This window comes from Roseateles sp. (assembly GCF_965262435.1).
GTDB lineage: Bacteria > Pseudomonadota > Gammaproteobacteria > Burkholderiales > Burkholderiaceae_C > Paucibacter_A.
The window spans coordinates 2,859,875-2,876,848 of sequence record NZ_OZ253537.1; the positions used below are offsets into that span (position 1 = coordinate 2,859,875).

Here is a 16,974-nt window from a genome sequence, read left to right on the forward strand (position 1 = left end):
ACCAACAAGGATCAGCCATGCGTTTGACCACCATGACCGACTACGCCTTGCGCATGCTGATCTATCTGGGCCAGCATCCCGATCGGCTCTGCACCACGGCTGAGATCGCTCAGGCCTATGACATCTCGGAAGCCCATCTGACCAAGATCACCCACCAGCTCGGGCTGGGCGGCTGGATTCGTACGGTGCGTGGCAAAGGCGGGGGCATGAGCTTGGCTTTGGCGCCGGAAGACATCATGCTCGGCGAATTGGTTCGCGCCGTGGAGCCCGACTTCTACCTGGTGGAGTGTCTCGGCAATGGAAATGCCTGTAGCCTGACCGGCCGCTGCCGCCTGACCGGGATCTTCAACGAGGCGCTCGCGGCCTTCCTGGAGCAGCTGGATCGCCACAGCCTGGCTGATCTCCTGAGCCCGGCCCAGACTCCCGCCAGCGCCACGTCGCGCGGCGTGCCTGTGGGCTTGTCCGGCTTGAGCATTCAGTCCGTCCCCATCAAACGGCGCAGCCGAAAGCCCCATGAGCCACTCTGACACCCCGCGCTCACCGCTGGGTTCGACGGCGTCCCGGGTGATTCCCCTGTATGTGGCCGAGGCCAAGGTCTACCCGCGTTCGGTCAGTGGCCGCTTTGCCAACTGGCGCTGGCTGATGGTCGCCCTGACCCAGCTCTTCTTCTACGGCGTGCCATGGCTGCAGTGGAATGAACGCCAAGCCCTGTTGTTCGATCTGGACGCTGGGCGTTTCTATGTCTTGGGCCTGATGTTCGTGCCGCAGGACTTCATCTACCTCGCTGCCTTGCTGGTGCTCAGCGCCCTGGCCTTGTTCTTCTTCACCGCCGTGGCCGGCCGCCTCTGGTGCGGCTACAGCTGCCCGCAGACCGTCTACACCGAGATGTTTCTGTGGATCGAACGCCATACCGAGGGCGATCGCCAGGCGCGCATGCGCCTGGACCGCTCGCCCTGGTCGGCCGAGAAGCTGGCACGCAAGACCGCCAAACACGGAGGCTGGTTGGCCCTGTCCTTGCTGACCGGCTTCAGCTTCGTCGGCTACTTCGTGCCGATCCGCGAGCTCAGCCAACAGCTCTTGCACCTGCAGCTCGCGGCTTGGCCGAGTTTCTGGGTGCTGTTCTACGCGGGCGCCACCTATGGCAACGCCGGGTTTTTGCGCGAGCAGATGTGCAAGTACATCTGCCCCTATGCGCGCTTTCAGAGTGCCCTGATTGATGCCGATTCGCTGATCATCAGCTACGACGCCGCCCGCGGCGAGCCGCGTGGCGCGCGTTCGCGCAAAGGGCCAGAGCTCGCGCTTGGCCAGACCGCCGATTGCGTGGACTGCACCCTGTGCGTGCAGGTTTGCCCCACCGGCATTGACATCCGCAATGGCTTGCAGAACGAATGTATAGGCTGCGCCGCCTGCATTGACGTCTGTGACCAGGTGATGGACAAGGTCGGGGCGCCGCGTGGCCTGATCCGCTATGCCACCGAGAACGGCATCAAGAATCACTGGACGCGCTCGCAGATGCTGGCCCGCGTGCTGCGGCCGCGGGTCTTGATCTATGGGGCGGGCCTGTTCTTGCTGAGCGGCGCCTTTGCTTTCAGCCTGCAGCAGCGCCAGGACCTGTTGATCGATGTAGTCAAGGACCGCAGCACCATGGCGCGCGAGGTCGAGGACGGCGTGGTCGAGAACGCCTACCGCCTGCAGCTGATCAACCGCACCGAGCGGCCTTTGCGCCTGACTCTGAGCGCCGAGGGTTTGGACGGGCTGCAGTTGCAAGCCCAAGGGGGTAGCCAGTTTCTGTTGGCGCCGGCCGCCATCGGCGCCGTGCCGGTTCAGCTGCGCTTGCCTCAGCAGGCCGGCCTCGCACCAGGCACCCATACTGTCTACTTCGTCGCCGAGGATCGCGACCACCCCGGCAGCCGCTTCCGCAGCAAGGCCGTGTTCTACCTGCCGCGCTGATCTCTGCCGGCGCCTGCACATGCTGTCGCCCCACCGTCCGTTGTTCGCGGCTGCCGCTGCGCTGTGGCTGAGCAGCGCACTCTGGTGGAGCGCGTGCTTGTTGGGGCAGCGGCCAGCCGGTGTGCTGCCGGTGTCGGTCCTGCATGGCTGGCTGATGAGTCTGGGCATGATGCCGCTGTTCATTGCCGGCTTTGCTGGCACCAGCTTTCCGCGCTGGCTGGACCAAGAGCCGCTCGACGGCAGCCGGCTCGTGCTGCCCGCTGTGGCCGCCTGGCTGGCCTGGCTGGGCTTGCTGCTGGCCGATGCTGCGGGCCGACGCGGTCTGGCCGCCGGGTTTGCCGCTGTGCCGGGCCTGTTCATGCTCGGCATGGCAATGGTCCTGCTGCGCCGCTGCGCCCGGGACGGTGCGCGCTTTTCAGCGCATGCCTGGGGCATCGCCGCCGGCTTGCTCTGGGTTGGCCTGTGCCAGCTGTGTGCTGCGCTGGCCGTGCTGTTCGAGCAGGCGACGCTGTTGCAGGCGGCACAGCGTCTGGCTTTGTGTCTGGGTGTTGGCAGCATCTTCGTGCTGGCCTTGCAGCGCTTGACGCCGTTTGTGCACCAGCAAGGCCGACGCGCGCCAGGCCTCTTGATCGGTCTGCTGCTCAGCCTGCTGCTGCGCGCTGGCCTGGACCTGGCCGCGCTCTGGGCCTGGCCGCTGCCGGCGCCGATTCACCTCTTGGCTGCCGCGACCCTGCTGTGCCTGGCGGTGTTCGTTTTGCGTGACGCGCAGCGGCGTGAGCTGCACGCCGCCCGGCGCACGCCCCTGGTCGCCCAGCTTCATGCCGGCTATATGTGGCTGGGTCTGAGCCTGGCCTTGGACGCGCTGGCGCAAGGGGGCGCCGGACTGGGCCGCCCGGATCTGCAGCGCGCGCTGGCCATGGCTGCCTTGCATGCGCTGACGCTCGGATTTATGGGCACGACTTTGCTGGCCATGGCCAGCCGGGTCAGCGCCGTTCAACAGGGCCGAAGCGTGGCCGTCGACCGAGGCCTGAGCTTGATGCAGGCCCTGCTGCAGTTGCTGACTGCTGGCCGCTTGGCTGCCACGCTGGCTCCTGTCTGGCCGGGCCTTGTAGACCTGCTGCCTGCTGTTGCGCTGGCCTACCTCGTTCTGGCGCTGGCCTGGAGCTTGCGCTATGGGCCGTGGCTGCTTCAAAGCGGGAGAGGAAGAGGTCGTGAACGATGAAGCGCAATGCAGCTGCCCCGGGCTAGGACGCCTCAAAGGCCGGACCTCAGCTCATGGGCGCGCTGGCTTGACGCTGGCTCAAGGCGGCGAGGCGCGCGGGATCCGGGAAGCGCAGCTGGCTGTGCTTCATCACGATCAGGCCTTGCTCATGGAACTGACGCAGGGTGCGGGACAGGGTCTCCGGCGTCACGCCCAGTTGCGCAGCCAAGTCCCGCTTGAACTGACTCAGAGTCAGGCAGTCGCCTTGGCCCTTCAGCATGAACTCATGAAGCAGCCATTCGGCGAGCCGAGACGGGAAGTCTTGAGTGGCCAGGGCCTGGCGCGATTCCAGGGCATCGCAAGCGCTTCGACTCAGGCTGTCCAGCAAGGTGGCCAGCAGCGCCGGATGCTGGCGGCAGAGATCCAGCACGGGCAGTGCCGGAAACTCATGGGCCACCACCGGGCTGAGGGCCAGGGCGGACTCGGGGAAGGGCGCCTGGGTCCAGGCTGTGACCAGGTCCAACCATTGCCCCCCTTGCAGCGCCCGGCTCTGTCGCCAAACCCCCTTGTTGTCCTGTCTGCCCAGGCTGAGCTTGCCGCGGACCAGCAGCCACAAGCCGCCCGCCTGGTTGCGCAAGCCATCGCTCAGAAGGCGCGCGCCTTGCCGCGCGCGGTGCCCGCATCCCAGTGAGGCCAGCCTGATCAGAATCTCATCATGGCCGGCCAGTTCCGGCCATGCTTGCTGCAATGCCAGGAGCAGGGCAGGGGACGGGCGGGCCGATCCTGACTTCGAGCTTGGCATGAGGCTTGTGCCCGTCGCTGTCGGCGTGAGCAGCACCGGGCCTGACCGAGGCTGACTTGGGTGCGATGCATGGCTGCTGGGTGTCATGATGGTGGCCTTTTTGGCAAAGCAGGGCAATACCGGGGCGGCGTGCGGGCCTGCGTGAGTGCCTGCGTGTGATGGGCTCTAGTCGAACACCGATGGCCCCCGCTCGACCTTGAACTGGTGCAAGAATGCAGCGCTTTCCAGCACCTTTCCCTCATGCGATCCTGCTTGGACCCGCTGCCTCGCCGTTCAGGCATGGGCCGCTGCCTCGACGGACACCCAAGTACCTAGACCCTGCCGTCTGACTCGAAGTCCATCGCCACAGCTCATGAATCTCTCCTCGCCGCGTTTGCCCTGGTCACTGGGGGCCAAGCTGAACCTGATTGGCGCTTGCCTGCTCTTGCTGGCCCTCAGTGGCATCGGTTTGATGATGTCTTTCACCCGGCAGTTGGACGGGGGGGCTGCGGCGGTCAACGAAGCCGGCCGGATGCGCATGCAAACCTGGCGCTTGGCCCAATCTCTGGAGGGCGGCAATTCAGCGCTGATTGCGGGCCAGCTTGCGCAGTTTGAGCAGAGCTTGCTCTTGCTCAGTCGCGGCGACCCCACGCGGCCGCTGGTCCTGCCCAAGGACCCAGCCACTCGCGCTGCATTTGTCGTGGTGCAGGACGAGTGGCTGCGTTTGCGCTCAGATTGGACCTCGGGCGCGGCGCCTCAAGCCGAACAAGTCGCGGAACGAGCCACGCGGTTTGTCGCCCACATCGATGACTTTGTGTCGGCGATTGAGTCGCAGCTGGCGAGCCTGACTGCGCTTCTCAACTGGCTGCAGTTCGCCATGGTCGGCCTGGCCTTGACGGCGGCGGCTGCCTTGCTGCACGCCGGCTACCGCCTGATCCTGCGGCCTTTGAGCCGTTTGCAGACAGGCCTGGCTCAGGTCGGCCGCGGCGATCTGGAGGCGCGGGTGTCGGTCAGTTCGCACGATGAGTTCGGCGCGCTTTCGGAAGGTTTCAACGCCATGGCCGCCACCCTCCAGGGCCTGTATCAAAACCTGGAGGCCCAGGTGAGCGCCAAGACCCAGGATCTGGCGCTGCAGAACACCCGCCTGGCGGCGCTCTACCGGGCTGCCGACTGGGTGTCCAAGGCCGACAGCCTGCCCACGCTGGCCCAAGGCTTCGCCACCCAGCTCCGAGCCGTGGCTCAGGCCGATGCTTCGGCCGTGCGCTGGTCTGACGAGGGCAATCGACGTTACTTGCTGCTGGCCTCCGACGGCCTGCCGCAAGCCCTGGTGGACGAAGAGCAGTGTGTGCCGACGGGCACTTGTTTTTGTGGTCAGACGCTGGACAGCGCCGAAACCCGGGTGATTCCCATACTGCCGCTGCAGGACGGGCCCGACGCAGACGCGAGAGCCATGCTCGGCCATTGCGAGCGCGCCGGTTTTCAAGCCGTCATCACCGTGCCGGTGCGCCTGCATGAGCGCATGCTGGGCGAGCTCAATCTCTTTTACCGCCAGCCCAAGGAGTTGGCGGCGGACGAACGTGCGCTGCTGGAAACCTTGGCCAGCCATCTGGCCGGCGCCATCGAGGGCTTGCGTGCATCGGCGATGGAGCGCGAGGCCGCCGTGGCCGAGGAGCGCGGCCTGCTGGCACGCGAGCTGCACGACTCCATCGCCCAAAGCCTGTCCTTCTTGAAGATCCAGGTCAGCCTCTTGCGCCAGGCCCAGGAGCGCCAGCAGCCGGAGGCGGCGGCGCAAGCCGTGGCCGAGCTCGACGCCGGCGTGCGCGAGAGCCTGGCCGATGTGCGCGCCTTGTTGCTGCATTTCCGCACACGCACCAACGGCGAGGACATCCTTCCCGCTTTGCAGAGCACCCTGCGTAAGTTCGAGCAGCAGTCGGGCTTGCAGAGCGAGCTCTCCATGGCCAATGACGGCCTGCCGCTGGCGGCCGATGTGCAGGTGCAGGTCCTGCATGTGGTGCAAGAAGCGCTGTCCAATGTGCGCAAACATGCGCAGGCGCGGCGGGTCTGGGTCAGCGTGCAGCAGCGGCCCTTCTGGCGTGTTGAAGTGCGTGACGACGGCTGTGGCTTCCAGCCCAATGCGGCGGCCTGGGACGAGACCCATGTCGGCTTGCGCATCATGCAGGAACGAGCTGCCCGCATCGGCGGCCGGGTCGAGGTCAGCTCCGTGCCAGGGCAGGGCAGCCGCGTGGTCTTGAGCCTCGAACCCTTGGTGTCGGCTGACGCCGGTATTCAAAAAGGAAATGCATGAACGCTGAAAGCCCCAAGGCACGGGTCTTGGTGGTCGACGACCACAGCCTGTTTCGCCGTGGCCTGATTGCCTTGCTGGCCGGTGACGGCCGCTTCGAAGTGGTGGCCGAGGCCGGTGACGCCGCGGAAGCGCAGCGTCGGGCGGCCGAATGCCAGCCCGACGTCATCCTGCTCGACCAGCATTTGCCCGGCGTGCTCGGCGCCGATGCCGTGGCTGGCCTGCTGGAAGTGGCGCCGGCTGCGCGGGTCTTGATGTTGACCGTCAGCGAAGACGAGGCCGACCTGGCCCGGGCCTTGCGCCAGGGCGCTTGCGGCTACCTGCTCAAGACCACGGACAGTGATGTGCTGATCCAGTCCCTGCTGCAGGTGCTGTCCGGGCAGTCGGCCGTCAGCCCGGAGATGACCAGCAAGCTGGTCAGCGCGTTCCAAAACCTGGGCCGGCAGCCTCTTGCTGCGGCCGCATGCGCGCCGGCTGCTGCCGAGCCGGTCGTGCCCGAGGCCCAGGCCGTACCTGCGGTCTCGCCGCGCGAGCAGGAAATCCTGGCCCATATCGCCAAGGGCGCCAGCAACAAAGAGATCGCGCGCGCCCTGGGCATTGCCGAGACCACGGTGAAGATCCATGTGCAGCACATCCTGCGCAAGCTCGGCCTGAGCTCTCGCGTGCAGGTGGCGGTGTTCGCCAGCCAGCGTGGCCTTTGAGCCGCTCCCCTAGCCATCTTGTCTGAGGGAGCCGCTGTGCCCCATCGTTCCAATTCACCGCGCCCAGGCCCTGGGTCGGCCGGGCTTGCCGGCTGGCGCGCCGCGTGCCTGGCCTGGCTGAGCGCCTTCCTGCCGGCCCCCCTGGCCATCGACGGCCGCGAGCGCCTGCGCGTGGTGGCTGGGGCCAGTCTGGGTATTGGCTTGACGGCCTGGCTGTGCCACGCGCTGGCCGGCGCTCAGCCCAGCCCGTGGCTGGTGGCGCCCCTGGGGGCCAGCGCGGTGCTGGTGTTCGCCGTGCCGGGCAGCCCGCTGGCCCAGCCCTGGGCCGTGATCGGCGGCAACACGGTGTCAGCCCTGGTGGCCGTGCTCTGCATGCAGCTCCAAGTCGGGCCGGAGTGGACCGCAGCGCTTGCGGTGGGGGCGGCTATCGCTGCCATGATGGCGCTGCGCTGCCTGCATCCGCCGGGCGGGGCTTGCGCTTTGCTGGTGGTTTTGAACGGCATCAGCGACCCCGCTTTTGCCTGGCAGCCGGTGTTGCTCAACTCGGTCTTGCTGGTGCTCTGCGGCATGGTCTACAACCAGGCCACAAAGCGGCCTTATCCGCACCGTGCGGCCGCGGCCGTGCCGGCGGCCGATCTGGACCTCGACCAGGTGCTGGCGCGCTACAACCAGGTCCTGGACATCAGCCGTGACGAGTTGCGGGCGCTGATTGAAGACACCCAGCTGCAAGGCTATCAGCGGCGCCTGGCCGATCTGCGCGCCCGCGACATCATGTCCACGCACATCATCACCGTGGCGCGCAGCTGGCCGCTGGCTCAGGCCTGGCCCTTGTTCCGCCAGCACAAGATCAAGGCCATGCCCGTGGTGGACGCCCAAGGCGAGCTCGTGGGCATCGTCACGCCGGCCGACTTTTTGCGCAGCCCGGGCTTCGACGCCGCGGCGGCTCTGGCGCCCGGCGGCCTGCAGGTGGGCCAGATCATGACGCGTTCGGTGCGGGTGGTCTCGGCCGATCGCCATTTGGCCGAGCTGATCCCGGTCTTCGCCGGCAGCGGCCACCATCACCTGCCCGTGATCGATGCGCAGCATCGACCGCTCGGCATGGTCACCCAGTCGGATGTGGTGGCCGCCCTGTCCGGCAGCCTGCTGCGCGCTGCTCCGCCGACCTGAGCGGCCGCAGCGCCTGTATCAGTGGAGCAGGCCCAGCGGGTGGTGGGTACGCGCCACGGTCACCATCAAGCCCAGCACCAGCAGTGCGGCCAGCAAGCCCGCCGCGCGATGGCCGCGGCTGCGGCCGCGCTTGAGGGCGATGCTGCCCAGCACGATGTAGAGCAGCAGCAGGCTCAGCTTGCTGGCGAGCCAGGGATCCCGGCCGGGGTTCAGGCCCAGCAGGCTCCAGAGGCTGAGGCCGGCGGCCAGCAAGGCCACATCGATCAGCACGCTGAGCCGGCGCGCCACCCTCTGCATGGGCCAGGCTGCACCGGCCAACACGGCCAAGCCACGCGCTGTGAACAGGCTGGCGCTGCAGGCGACCAGGCTGATGTGGGCCAGCTTGATGACCGGGTAATGGGGCTGCAGCAGGGCTGGCAGTTGTTCAAGCAGATTCATGGCCCGCCATCATCGCTCACCAGCGCCCGCGCAGGCTCAGGCGCCAGGTGCGCGGCGCCTCGGCCCAGGTGAACAGCGGTGAGCGCTGCGACAGCACGCTGTTGCCCAGATTGCTGACGCCCAGGTCCAGGTCGAGCTGGGGGCCCAGGCTGCGGCCCAGGCTGGCGCCGCTCAGGGTCAGGGCCGGCACGGCCTGCAAGGGCTGGCCAACGATGGCGGACGCCATCAGCTGACCGATGCTGCGCTCCGTTCGAATCTGGGCACGCCAGGGCCCTTGCGCCCAAGCCAGTTCGGCTGCCACGGTGTGGCGCGGGCGTTTTTCAAGCCGCTGATCCTGGCCGTCACGGGCGTCGAGGTATTGGTAGTTGAGGCCGGCGCTGAAGCCGCTGCCGAGGCGTGCGCGGGCGCTGAGCTCCAGGCCGCGCAGGCGGGCACGGTCCACATTCTGGAAGCGGAAGGTGCTGCGTGGGCCGCTGCTGCTGACCAGCACGGGCACGATCAGGTCGCGCAGGCGGTTGTCGAACAGCATGGCCTGCAGTCCGGCATCCTGGCGGTCCCAGCCCAGGCCCAGCTCCAGGCCGCGGTTCTTCTCGGGCTTGAGCGCGCTGTTGGAGACGTAGGTGTACGGGCCCTCGTCTTCCTGGTAGCCGGGGCTGATCTGCTTGATCGTGGGCGGCTTGAAACCGGTGCTGGCCCCGCCCTTGAGCGTCCACTCGGGTGCGAGATGCCAGACGCCGTAGAGGCGCGGACTCCAGGCGGTGCCGAAGCGCTGGTGCTGATCCTGGCGCAGGCCCGCGGTCAGGCTGAACTGACGGCCGAACTCGAGTTCGTCCTGCACGTAGAGCGCGTGGTGGCGGGCTGAAGCCCTACCGCCGGGCAGGCCCTCGTTGTCCAGCCGCTCCTGGCGGGCCTCGAAGCCGGCGCTCAGCTGTTGAGCCCCGACACGACCGCTCAATTGTCCCTCGAGCACCTGGTCCTTCAAGGTGTTCGGGCGCAGGCTGGCGACCCCGTTGCTGCGCGTGTTTTCCATGGCGATGCGACTGTCGTAGAGGCGCAGCAAGCTGTGCAGCCCTGCATCCACTCGGTTCACCCTTGCGCCTGCGCTGCCATTCCAGTCGGCCTCCCAGCTCAAGCTGCGGTGACGCCGCTGCAGCGCGGTGTCCGAGGCATAGACGCGTTTCTTGCCGCTGCGCTCGACGGCGAGGCCGTGACGATCTTCGTCGCCGCTGCGCAAGTCCAGGTCGAATTGATGGCCTGCGAGCGGCGTCCAGCGCAGGGCGAGGGCAGCGTCGCGGCGATGCCGGCCTTCGATGTCCGAGATGCGCGCATCGCTGGCGGCGGCCACATCGTCACGGCGACTGTCGGCCAGGCTGAGCCGTGCGCTGAGCTCGGGCGCCAGGGCGCCGCTGAGGCGTGCCGAGACGCGGTGGCCGTCGCCGCCGCGGCCGCCCTCGGCCTGGCTGCCTTCCAGGCGCACAGCGCCTTGCCAGGCCAGGCCCGGGGCGCGGGTGATGATGTTGACCACCCCACCCAGGGCTTCGGCGCCATAGAGCACCGAGAGCGGGCCGCGTACCACCTCGATGCGCTCGATGTCGTCGGTCGACAGCCAGTCGATCTGGAAGTCCGAATGGCCGATCACGCCGTCGCTGGCGCCGATGCGGCGGCCGTCCACCAGGAACAGGGTGTGGCGTGCGTCCATGCCGCGCAGGCTGAGGGTTTTGCGGCCGCTGATGGTGCGCCCGAACACGGCCACGCCCGGCTCGCCGCGCAGGGCTTCCAGCACATTGCCGGCGCCGCGCTGCTCGATCTGCTCCTGTGTGACGACGCTGATGGCGGCCGGTGCGTCCACCAAGGCCATGGCGTGGCGGGTGGCCGATACCACCACCAGGGGCAGTTGCTCCAGACCGCCAGCCGGGCCTGGAGGGGCATCGGCGCAGGCCAGGCCACTGGCCAGGGCGCACAGGGCGGCGGCCGCGAGAGCGCGGCTTTGGACTCGTGGGCCAGTTGGAGGCAGAAGAGGGGCGAAGCGGGGGCGGGCAGGGTGGGCGTGGAGGGTCTTCATATCAAGGTGACTTGGTGTGCGATGAACACAGCTTGCGTGCGGCGGCGCTGCCGCGCCTTGACCCAGTTCGGGTTTGCGCTTGGCTGAGGCGGCGGCGCCACGCTGGCCAGCGGCTTCATCGCCGGACCTTGAACCAGTTCAAGGACGGCCGCCGAGCGCGGCGGGACCATGCCGGCAAACCCCTGCATGGCGCAGGGCTTGCTGAAGTTCCATCCCGAAGAAGAGAGGTATGACATGAAGCTGAACCGAACCCATTTGCCACGGCCTTTACGCTATCCGAGCCACCTGAGTCTGCTGGGTCAGCTGGCCTTGCTGGTCTGCTTGCCGCTGAGCCTGGGCGTGCAGGCTCAAGAGGGCAAGAAAGACATCAGCCCGGGCGATGTGAAGTACCACGCTGCGCCCTCGGCACTCAGCGATGTGCCCATGGTGCAGAGCAGCAACCCCAAGGCGCCGCCCATGACTCAGGCCGAGTTCGATGTCGCGCGCAAGATCTATTTCGAGCGCTGCGCCGGCTGCCACGGTGTCCTGCGCAAGGGCGCCACCGGCAAGCCCTTGACGCCCGACATCACCCTGGGCAAGGGCACGGACTATCTGAAGGTCTTCATCGCCTATGGCTCGCCCGCCGGCATGCCGAACTGGCAGACCTCGGGCGAGATGAGCGAGCAGCAGGTGGACCTGATGGCGCGCTACATCCAGCACGACGCGCCGACGCCGCCCGAGTTCGGCATGGCCGATATGAAGGCCACGTGGAAGGTGGTGGTGCCGCCCGAGAAGCGCCCGACCAAGAAGATGAACAACTACAACATCGAGAACATCTTCTCGACCACGCTGCGTGACACCGGCGAAGTGGCCCTGATCGACGGCGACAGCAAGCAGATCATCAACATCGTCAAGACCGGCTACGCGGTGCACATCTCGCGCACCTCCGCCTCGGGCCGCTATCTGTTCGTGATCGGCCGTGACGCCAAGATCAATATGATCGATCTGTGGATGGAGAAGCCCGACAACGTGGCCGAGATCCGCATGGGCCTGGAAGCCCGTTCGGTGGAGGCCAGCAAGTACAAGGGCTATGAGGACAAGCTGGTGATCGCCGGTGCCTACTGGCCGCCCCAGTACGTGATCATGAAGGGCGACACCCTGGAGCCGCTGAAGATCGTCTCCACCCGCGGCAACACCGTGGACAAGCAGGAGTACCACCCCGAGCCGCGCGTGGCCTCCATCGTGGCCAGCCACTACCGGCCCGAGTTCATCGTCAACGTCAAGGAAACCGGCAAGACCTTGATGGTGGACTACACCGATCTGAATGCACTCAAGACCATCGAAGTCGGTACTGCTCGCTTCTTGCATGACGGCGGCTGGGACAGCACCAAGCGCTACTTCATGGTGGCCGCCAACCAGAGCAACAAGATCGCCGTGGTGGACGCCAAGGAAGACAAGCTGGTGAAGCTGGTTGAGGTCAGCAAGATCCCGCACCCGGGCCGCGGTGCCAACTTCATCCATCCCAAGTTCGGCCCGGTCTGGAGCACCGGCCACCTGGGTGACGAGGCCATCTCCCTGATCGCCACCGATCCGGTCAAGCACAAGCAGTACGCCTTCAAGGAAGTGGCGCAGATCAAGGGTCAGGGCGGCGGCGCGCTGTTCATCAAGACGCACCCGAAGTCCAAGCATCTGTACTCGGACACGCCGCTGAACCCCGACGCCGCGATCTCGCAGTCGGTGGCGGTGTTCGACATCAATGCGCTCGACAAAGGCTTCAAGGTGCTGCCGATCGCCGAGTGGGCGGGTATCAAGGACGACGGCGCCAAGCGCGTGGTCCAGCCTGAGTACAACAAGGCCGGTGATGAGGTCTGGTTCTCGGTCTGGTCGGCCAAGGACAAGCAGAGCGCCATCGTCGTGGTGGACGACAAGACGCTCAAGCTCAAGGCCGTGATCAAGGACCCGCGCCTGATCACACCGACCGGCAAGTTCAACGTCTACAACACCCAGCACGACGTTTATTGACCCACCCCCGAGGCGCTGACGCGCCTCCCCCTCAAGGGGGCACGCCCGCAGGCCCGGCAAAGCCGGATCCTCGGGCGTCGTTGGAAGACCCCTGGAGCTACGCCCAGGGACTCGATGAGCCTGAAACGGAGATATTCTGATGCGCACGATTGCATTACTGCTGGCCGGCCTCGGCCTGACCCTACCTGCCGCCGCGGCCACGCCCGAGGAGTCGCTCAGCAAGGCCGGCTGCATGGCCTGCCATGCCAAGGACAAGAAGCTGGTCGGCCCGTCCTTCAAGGACATTGCCGCCAAGTACAAGGGTCAGGACGCCGCAGCCGCGATGGCGCAGAAGGTGCGCAGCGGCGGCAAGGGCGTTTTCGGCCCCATCCCCATGCCGCCCAATCCGCCCGAGAAAATCAGCGATGCCGACCTCAAGGAGGGGGTGGGGTGGATCCTCAAGCAATGAGCTGACCAAGATCTCAGCCAGCCAGATGGGCGCCCATGGGAAGCTATGGGCGCCCTTTTACTTCGTGGTTCCAGCCGGCTCAGGCGCCGACCTCCCGCGCCTCTTGCAAGACCAGCTCCACCAGAGGCGCCAGTTCGGCCGCGCTGAAGTGGGGCGGCGCGTCGGCGAGGTCGGGCGCATCGCCCACCATCGCCACGATGCCCGGCCACTCGGGCCAGAGCATGGGCTTGCCCACGGCCGCACGCCAGACCTCCAGCTTGGGGAAGTCGCCGCCCTTGAAGCCCTCGACCAGGACCAGGTCGCAGTCCTGGATGCGGCTGAGGAGGTAGTCCAGATCCGGCTCGGTATCGCCGCGCAGCTCATGCATCAGCGCCCAGCGCGTGCGGCCGAGCAGCAGCACCTCCTGGCAGCCGGCCTCGCGCAGGCGATAGCTGTCCTTGCCCGGGCGGTCGACTTCGATGTCCTTGTGGCTGTGTTTGATCAGCGAAACACGCAGGCCGCGGGCGCGCAGCGCTGGAATCAGGCCTTCCAGCAAGGTGGTCTTGCCCATGCCGGAGCGGCCGGCGATGCCGAAAACTTTCATGGGAGATGCTCGCTGCAAAGAGTCATGGGAATGTGCTCGCCTTGATCTCAAATAAGGCGGCGGGAGCGCGTGCGCAGCACAATGCGCGCATGGATCCTGGTCGCCGTTTTTTGTTCCGTCCCTCCATGGCACGCGCCGCCGTGCAAAGGCCGCCCGGCGCCGTGGCCGAGCCGGCTTTTCTTGCCAGCTGTACACGCTGCGACGCCTGCATCAAGGCCTGCCCGGCCGGCGTCATCCGGCGCGGCGATGGAGGTTTTCCTGAAATGGACTTCAGGAGCGCCGGCTGCGATGCCTGCGGGGCCTGCATACCGGCCTGCACCGTGTCGGCACTGCGCCCGCCGCTGCTGTTTCGCGACTGGCAGGCCCAGATCGGCGCGCAATGCCTGGCCCAACAAGGGGTGGAGTGCCGGGTCTGTGGTGAGGCCTGTGACGCCGCTGCGATTCGCTTCAGGCCACGCCTGGGTGGCGTGGCCCAGCCCGAGATCAGCCCGAGTGCCTGCACCGCTTGCGGCGCCTGCGTCGGGGTCTGCCCCTCGGGCGCGGTTTCAATGCGCCGAGCCTGAAGCAGCGCTGGCCGGCGGCAGGGTGATTTCACCGGCCTTGTGAGCGCCAATCGGCTGGGCAATCGGCGGCAAGGTGTGCGCGATGCCCTTGTGGCAATCGATGCAGGTCTGGCCCGCCGAGAAGGCCACTTGGTGCCGGGTCGCGGCGCGGCTGTTCTGCTCCGCATAGTCCATATAGCTGAAGTTGTGGCAGTTGCGGCACTCCTGCGAGTCATTGGCCTTCATGCGGTCCCACTCATGCTGGGCCAGGACGGCGCGCTTGGCATTGAACTTCTCGGGCGTGTCGATCGAGCCCAGCACCTTGTGCAGCACCTCGTTGGAGGCCTGGATCTTGCGCCACATCTTCGGCCCCCATTCCTTGGGCACATGGCAGTCCGGGCAAGTGGCGCGCACGCCGGTGCGGTTCTGGTAGTGGATGGTGTTGCGGTACTCCACGTAGACGTTCTTTTCCATCTCATGGCAGGAGATGCAGAAGGCCTCGCGGTTGGTCCACTCCATGGCGGTGTTGAAGCCACCCCAGAAGATGATGCCGCCGGCGAAGGCGAGCGCCAACAGCCAGAACAGCTTGGTGTGGGCGAAAGCCCAGGCACGTCGGATCAGGTTCTTCACAGCGGGCTCCTCACTTCATGCCCTTGGCACGCTCATAGGTGTTGGCCACCAAGGGCTTGGCATCACTCTGCGGCACATGGCATTGGGTGCAGAAGTAACGGCGTGGGCTGACGGAGTCGAGCTCAATGCCGTCGCGGGTCTTGAAGTGGGTGACGCTGATCTTGGTGGCGCCGCTTTCCTTGGTCTTCTGCCAGGCGTGGCAGTCCATGCATTTGTTGAAGTTCTTGGTGATCTGATAGCCGCTGATGGTGTGTGGGATCAGCGGTGGCATCTGCACGAAGTCACGATCACCGACAGGGTGGTCGCGCTCCTGGCGGTTGTTGGCGGGCGGGTTGTCCTGGTTCAGGGGCGTGCCTTGGCGCAGCCCTTCCAGTTTCACGGGCGCGGCCTTGTCGGCAGCCGCTGCCGGCCCGGCGGCAAACACGGAAAACGCCAGCAGCAGGCTCAGGGCGGGGCGGAGCAGGGGGGGGATCTTCATGGTCAGTCCCTTCGGGTGTCAAAGCGGTGGGTGAATCGGAAAACGGAGCTGTCGCACACATCGATGCAGCGGCCACAGGCCGTGCAGTCGGGCGCCAGGATCAAGGGGCCGGCGTCTTGCTTGGCCTTCAGTGGGCCGACGATGATCTGCGGCTCGGGGCAGACGGCGAAGCAATCGCCGCAGTCATTGCAGCGGCTGCTGTGGGCGGCCGAGACGCGCAGCAGCGGTTTGGCGCCGATCAGGGCGTAGGCCGAGCCCATGGGGCAGACATGGCCACACCAGCCGCGCGGCGCCACCAGCAGGTCGAACAGGAAGACGGCGGCCAGCGCGCCCCAGGCCAGGCTGCCGCCGAAGATCAGCGCACGCTGGGTCAGAGTCACCGGGTTGACTTGCTCCCAGACCGGGCTGCCCAAGGCCGCGGCGGCCAGCAGCACGCAGGCCAGCAAGGCGTGGCGCAGCTGGCGGCTCGGGGCGCGACCGCTGCTGATCTTCAAGCGCCGGCGCAGCCAGGCGGCCGCATCGGTCACCGCGTTGACCGGGCAAACCCAGGCGCAATAGGCCCGGCCCGCCAGCAGGCCGTAGAAAGCCAGGACGATGGCCGCGCCGATCAGGGCGCTGGCGGCGGGCCAGAGCCCGTGCCGCAGGCCCGCAAGCAGGCTCTGGGCCAGCACAAAGGGGTCGCTCAGCGGCAGCACATCGAGGGTCAGGCTGGAGGCCAGATTGCCCTTGACCCACCACAGGCCGAACAGCGGGCCGAGCAGGAAGAGGCCGATCACGCCCAGTTGGCTGCTGCGGCGCAGGATCAGCCAGCGCTGGGCGGCCCAGGGGCTGCGTGCGGGCTGCGAGGGGATTTGAGCCGGGCCGCTCATCGCTGCGGCTCCGATGAGGCTGTGGCATAGGGCTGGCGCACCGCTGCGCAGCGGGCCGATGTCGCTGCCGCCTTCGGGCAGTCGCTGCTCGGGCTGGGCGAAGCGGGGCTTGCCCTGGCGGTTCTGCTCTTCCCAGCCTTTGCGGTAATGCGGGCCCAGCTCGCCCTGGGCCAAGTCGCGCGGCAGCACCTTGATGGCCGGCTGCTCCAGCACGCAGGCGCGCTCGCACTTGCCGCAGCCGGTGCAGGCCTCGGCGTGCACCGTGGGCAGCAGCATGGCGTGGCGGTCGCTGCGCGGGTTGCTTTGTTTTTCCAGCGAAATGGCGCTGTCGATCAGCGGGCAGACGCGGTAGCAGACATCGCAGCGCAGGCCGAGGAAGTTCAGACAGCTCTCATGGTCGATCAGCACGGCCAGGCCCATGCGGGCTTCGGCGATGTCCTGCAGGCCGGGGTCGAGCGCGCCGGTCGGGCAGGCCTTGACGCAGGGGATGTCCTCGCACATCTCGCAGGGGATCTCGCGCGCTTCGAAGAACGGCGTGCCGATCGCCACCTCGGCGGCCAGGCCGGCGCCCCATTCGCTGAGCTTGAGGTTGTGCGGCGGGCAGGCGCGCACGCACAGGCCGCAGCGCACGCAGGCGGCCAGGAAGTCGGGCTCAGCCAGCGCGCCCGGCGGCCGCAGGGCCTGGGCCGGGTGCGCTTGCGTCGGGCGCGAGAGCACGGCCGCAGCCCCGGCCAGAAGGCCGGCGCTGGCGGTGGTGCTGGCGCCTTGCAGCAGCGCACGGCGGCTCAGGTTCATGTGCTCACTCCGGCTCGGCTCAGCTC

16 protein-coding genes are annotated in these 16,974 nt (G+C 67.3%); 9 read left to right on the top strand and 7 right to left on the bottom strand.

Annotated elements, in window-relative coordinates; translation table 11 throughout:
- The first annotated feature begins 17 nt into the window (after positions 1 to 17).
- From ACQY39_RS12275 to ACQY39_RS12285, 3 genes are read left to right on the top strand one after another with little or no spacing between them, the layout of a single operon-like run.
- Positions 18 to 527, top strand: a complete 510-nt coding sequence (locus ACQY39_RS12275) for an RrF2 family transcriptional regulator (RefSeq protein WP_428506583.1) — start codon at positions 18 to 20, stop codon at positions 525 to 527.
- Positions 514 to 1,950, top strand: a complete 1,437-nt coding sequence (ccoG, locus tag ACQY39_RS12280) for a cytochrome c oxidase accessory protein CcoG (RefSeq protein WP_428506585.1) — start codon at positions 514 to 516, stop codon at positions 1,948 to 1,950. Before ACQY39_RS12275 ends, ccoG begins: the two co-directional genes overlap by 14 nt.
- Positions 1,951 to 1,969: 19 nt before the next feature.
- Positions 1,970 to 3,172 (top strand): NnrS family protein, encoded by a 1,203-nt coding sequence (locus ACQY39_RS12285; protein WP_428506587.1) that lies wholly within the window; start codon positions 1,970 to 1,972, stop codon positions 3,170 to 3,172.
- A gap of 46 nt (positions 3,173 to 3,218) precedes the next feature.
- On the opposite strand, the gene ACQY39_RS12290 is transcribed toward ACQY39_RS12285, so the two are convergent.
- Complete coding sequence (locus tag ACQY39_RS12290; RefSeq protein ID WP_428506589.1) at positions 3,219 to 3,788, bottom strand: Crp/Fnr family transcriptional regulator; 570 nt, start codon at positions 3,786 to 3,788, stop codon at positions 3,219 to 3,221.
- A gap of 517 nt (positions 3,789 to 4,305) precedes the next feature.
- On the opposite strand from ACQY39_RS12290, the gene ACQY39_RS12295 reads away from it, so the two are divergent.
- The 3 genes from ACQY39_RS12295 to ACQY39_RS12305 are packed head-to-tail and all read left to right on the top strand — an operon-like array spanning position 4,306 to position 8,102.
- Positions 4,306 to 6,237 carry a type IV pili methyl-accepting chemotaxis transducer N-terminal domain-containing protein gene (locus ACQY39_RS12295; protein ID WP_428506591.1) on the top strand — a complete coding sequence of 644 codons (1,932 nt, stop codon included), beginning with the start codon at positions 4,306 to 4,308 and terminating at the stop codon, positions 6,235 to 6,237.
- A complete protein-coding gene (locus ACQY39_RS12300; protein WP_428506593.1) occupies positions 6,234 to 6,935 on the top strand; it encodes a response regulator in 702 nt (233 codons plus the stop codon). Before ACQY39_RS12295 ends, ACQY39_RS12300 begins: the two co-directional genes overlap by 4 nt.
- Positions 6,936 to 6,971: 36 nt before the next feature.
- Positions 6,972 to 8,102 (top strand): HPP family protein, encoded by a 1,131-nt coding sequence (locus ACQY39_RS12305; protein WP_428506595.1) that lies wholly within the window; start codon positions 6,972 to 6,974, stop codon positions 8,100 to 8,102.
- Between the two features lie 18 nt (positions 8,103 to 8,120).
- Here ACQY39_RS12305 and ACQY39_RS12310 read toward each other — a convergent pair whose 3' ends face one another.
- Complete coding sequence (locus ACQY39_RS12310) at positions 8,121 to 8,540, bottom strand: SirB2 family protein (protein WP_428506597.1); 420 nt, start codon at positions 8,538 to 8,540, stop codon at positions 8,121 to 8,123.
- Between the two features lie 16 nt (positions 8,541 to 8,556).
- Positions 8,557 to 10,602, bottom strand: a complete 2,046-nt coding sequence (locus tag ACQY39_RS12315; RefSeq protein WP_428506599.1) for a TonB-dependent receptor plug domain-containing protein — start codon at positions 10,600 to 10,602, stop codon at positions 8,557 to 8,559.
- Positions 10,603 to 11,025: 423 nt separating this feature from the next.
- Between ACQY39_RS12315 and ACQY39_RS12320 the strand changes: the two genes are divergently transcribed.
- Positions 11,026 to 12,603, top strand: coding sequence for a cytochrome D1 domain-containing protein (locus ACQY39_RS12320; RefSeq protein WP_428510795.1), 1,578 nt, complete (start codon positions 11,026 to 11,028; stop codon positions 12,601 to 12,603).
- A 139-nt stretch (positions 12,604 to 12,742) separates the two neighbouring features.
- Positions 12,743 to 13,051 carry a c-type cytochrome gene (locus ACQY39_RS12325; protein ID WP_428506601.1) on the top strand — a complete coding sequence of 103 codons (309 nt, stop codon included), beginning with the start codon at positions 12,743 to 12,745 and terminating at the stop codon, positions 13,049 to 13,051.
- Between the two features lie 79 nt (positions 13,052 to 13,130).
- On the opposite strand, the gene mobB is transcribed toward ACQY39_RS12325, so the two are convergent.
- A complete protein-coding gene (gene mobB, locus ACQY39_RS12330; RefSeq protein ID WP_428506603.1) occupies positions 13,131 to 13,634 on the bottom strand; it encodes a molybdopterin-guanine dinucleotide biosynthesis protein B in 504 nt (167 codons plus the stop codon).
- 125 nt (positions 13,635 to 13,759) lie between these two features.
- Between mobB and napF the strand changes: the two genes are divergently transcribed.
- Positions 13,760 to 14,197: a ferredoxin-type protein NapF gene (gene napF, locus ACQY39_RS12335; protein ID WP_428506605.1), complete on the top strand. Its 438-nt coding sequence runs from the start codon at positions 13,760 to 13,762 to the stop codon at positions 14,195 to 14,197.
- Here the strand turns inward: napF and ACQY39_RS12340 are convergent.
- Genes ACQY39_RS12340 through napH form a run of 3 tightly spaced genes read right to left on the bottom strand, consistent with a single transcriptional unit; the run spans position 14,180 to position 16,948 of the window.
- Positions 14,180 to 14,806 carry a NapC/NirT family cytochrome c gene (locus ACQY39_RS12340; protein WP_428506607.1) on the bottom strand — a complete coding sequence of 209 codons (627 nt, stop codon included), beginning with the start codon at positions 14,804 to 14,806 and terminating at the stop codon, positions 14,180 to 14,182. The genes napF and ACQY39_RS12340 overlap by 18 nt on opposite strands.
- 10 nt (positions 14,807 to 14,816) lie before the next feature.
- On the bottom strand, positions 14,817 to 15,284 hold the full coding sequence (locus tag ACQY39_RS12345; protein ID WP_271008912.1) for a nitrate reductase cytochrome c-type subunit: 468 nt from the start codon (positions 15,282 to 15,284) through the stop codon (positions 14,817 to 14,819).
- 2 nt (positions 15,285 to 15,286) lie between these two features.
- Entirely contained in the window at positions 15,287 to 16,948 is a 1,662-nt protein-coding gene (gene napH / locus ACQY39_RS12350) for a quinol dehydrogenase ferredoxin subunit NapH (protein WP_428506610.1), read from the bottom strand.
- Positions 16,949 to 16,974 lie beyond the last annotated feature (26 nt).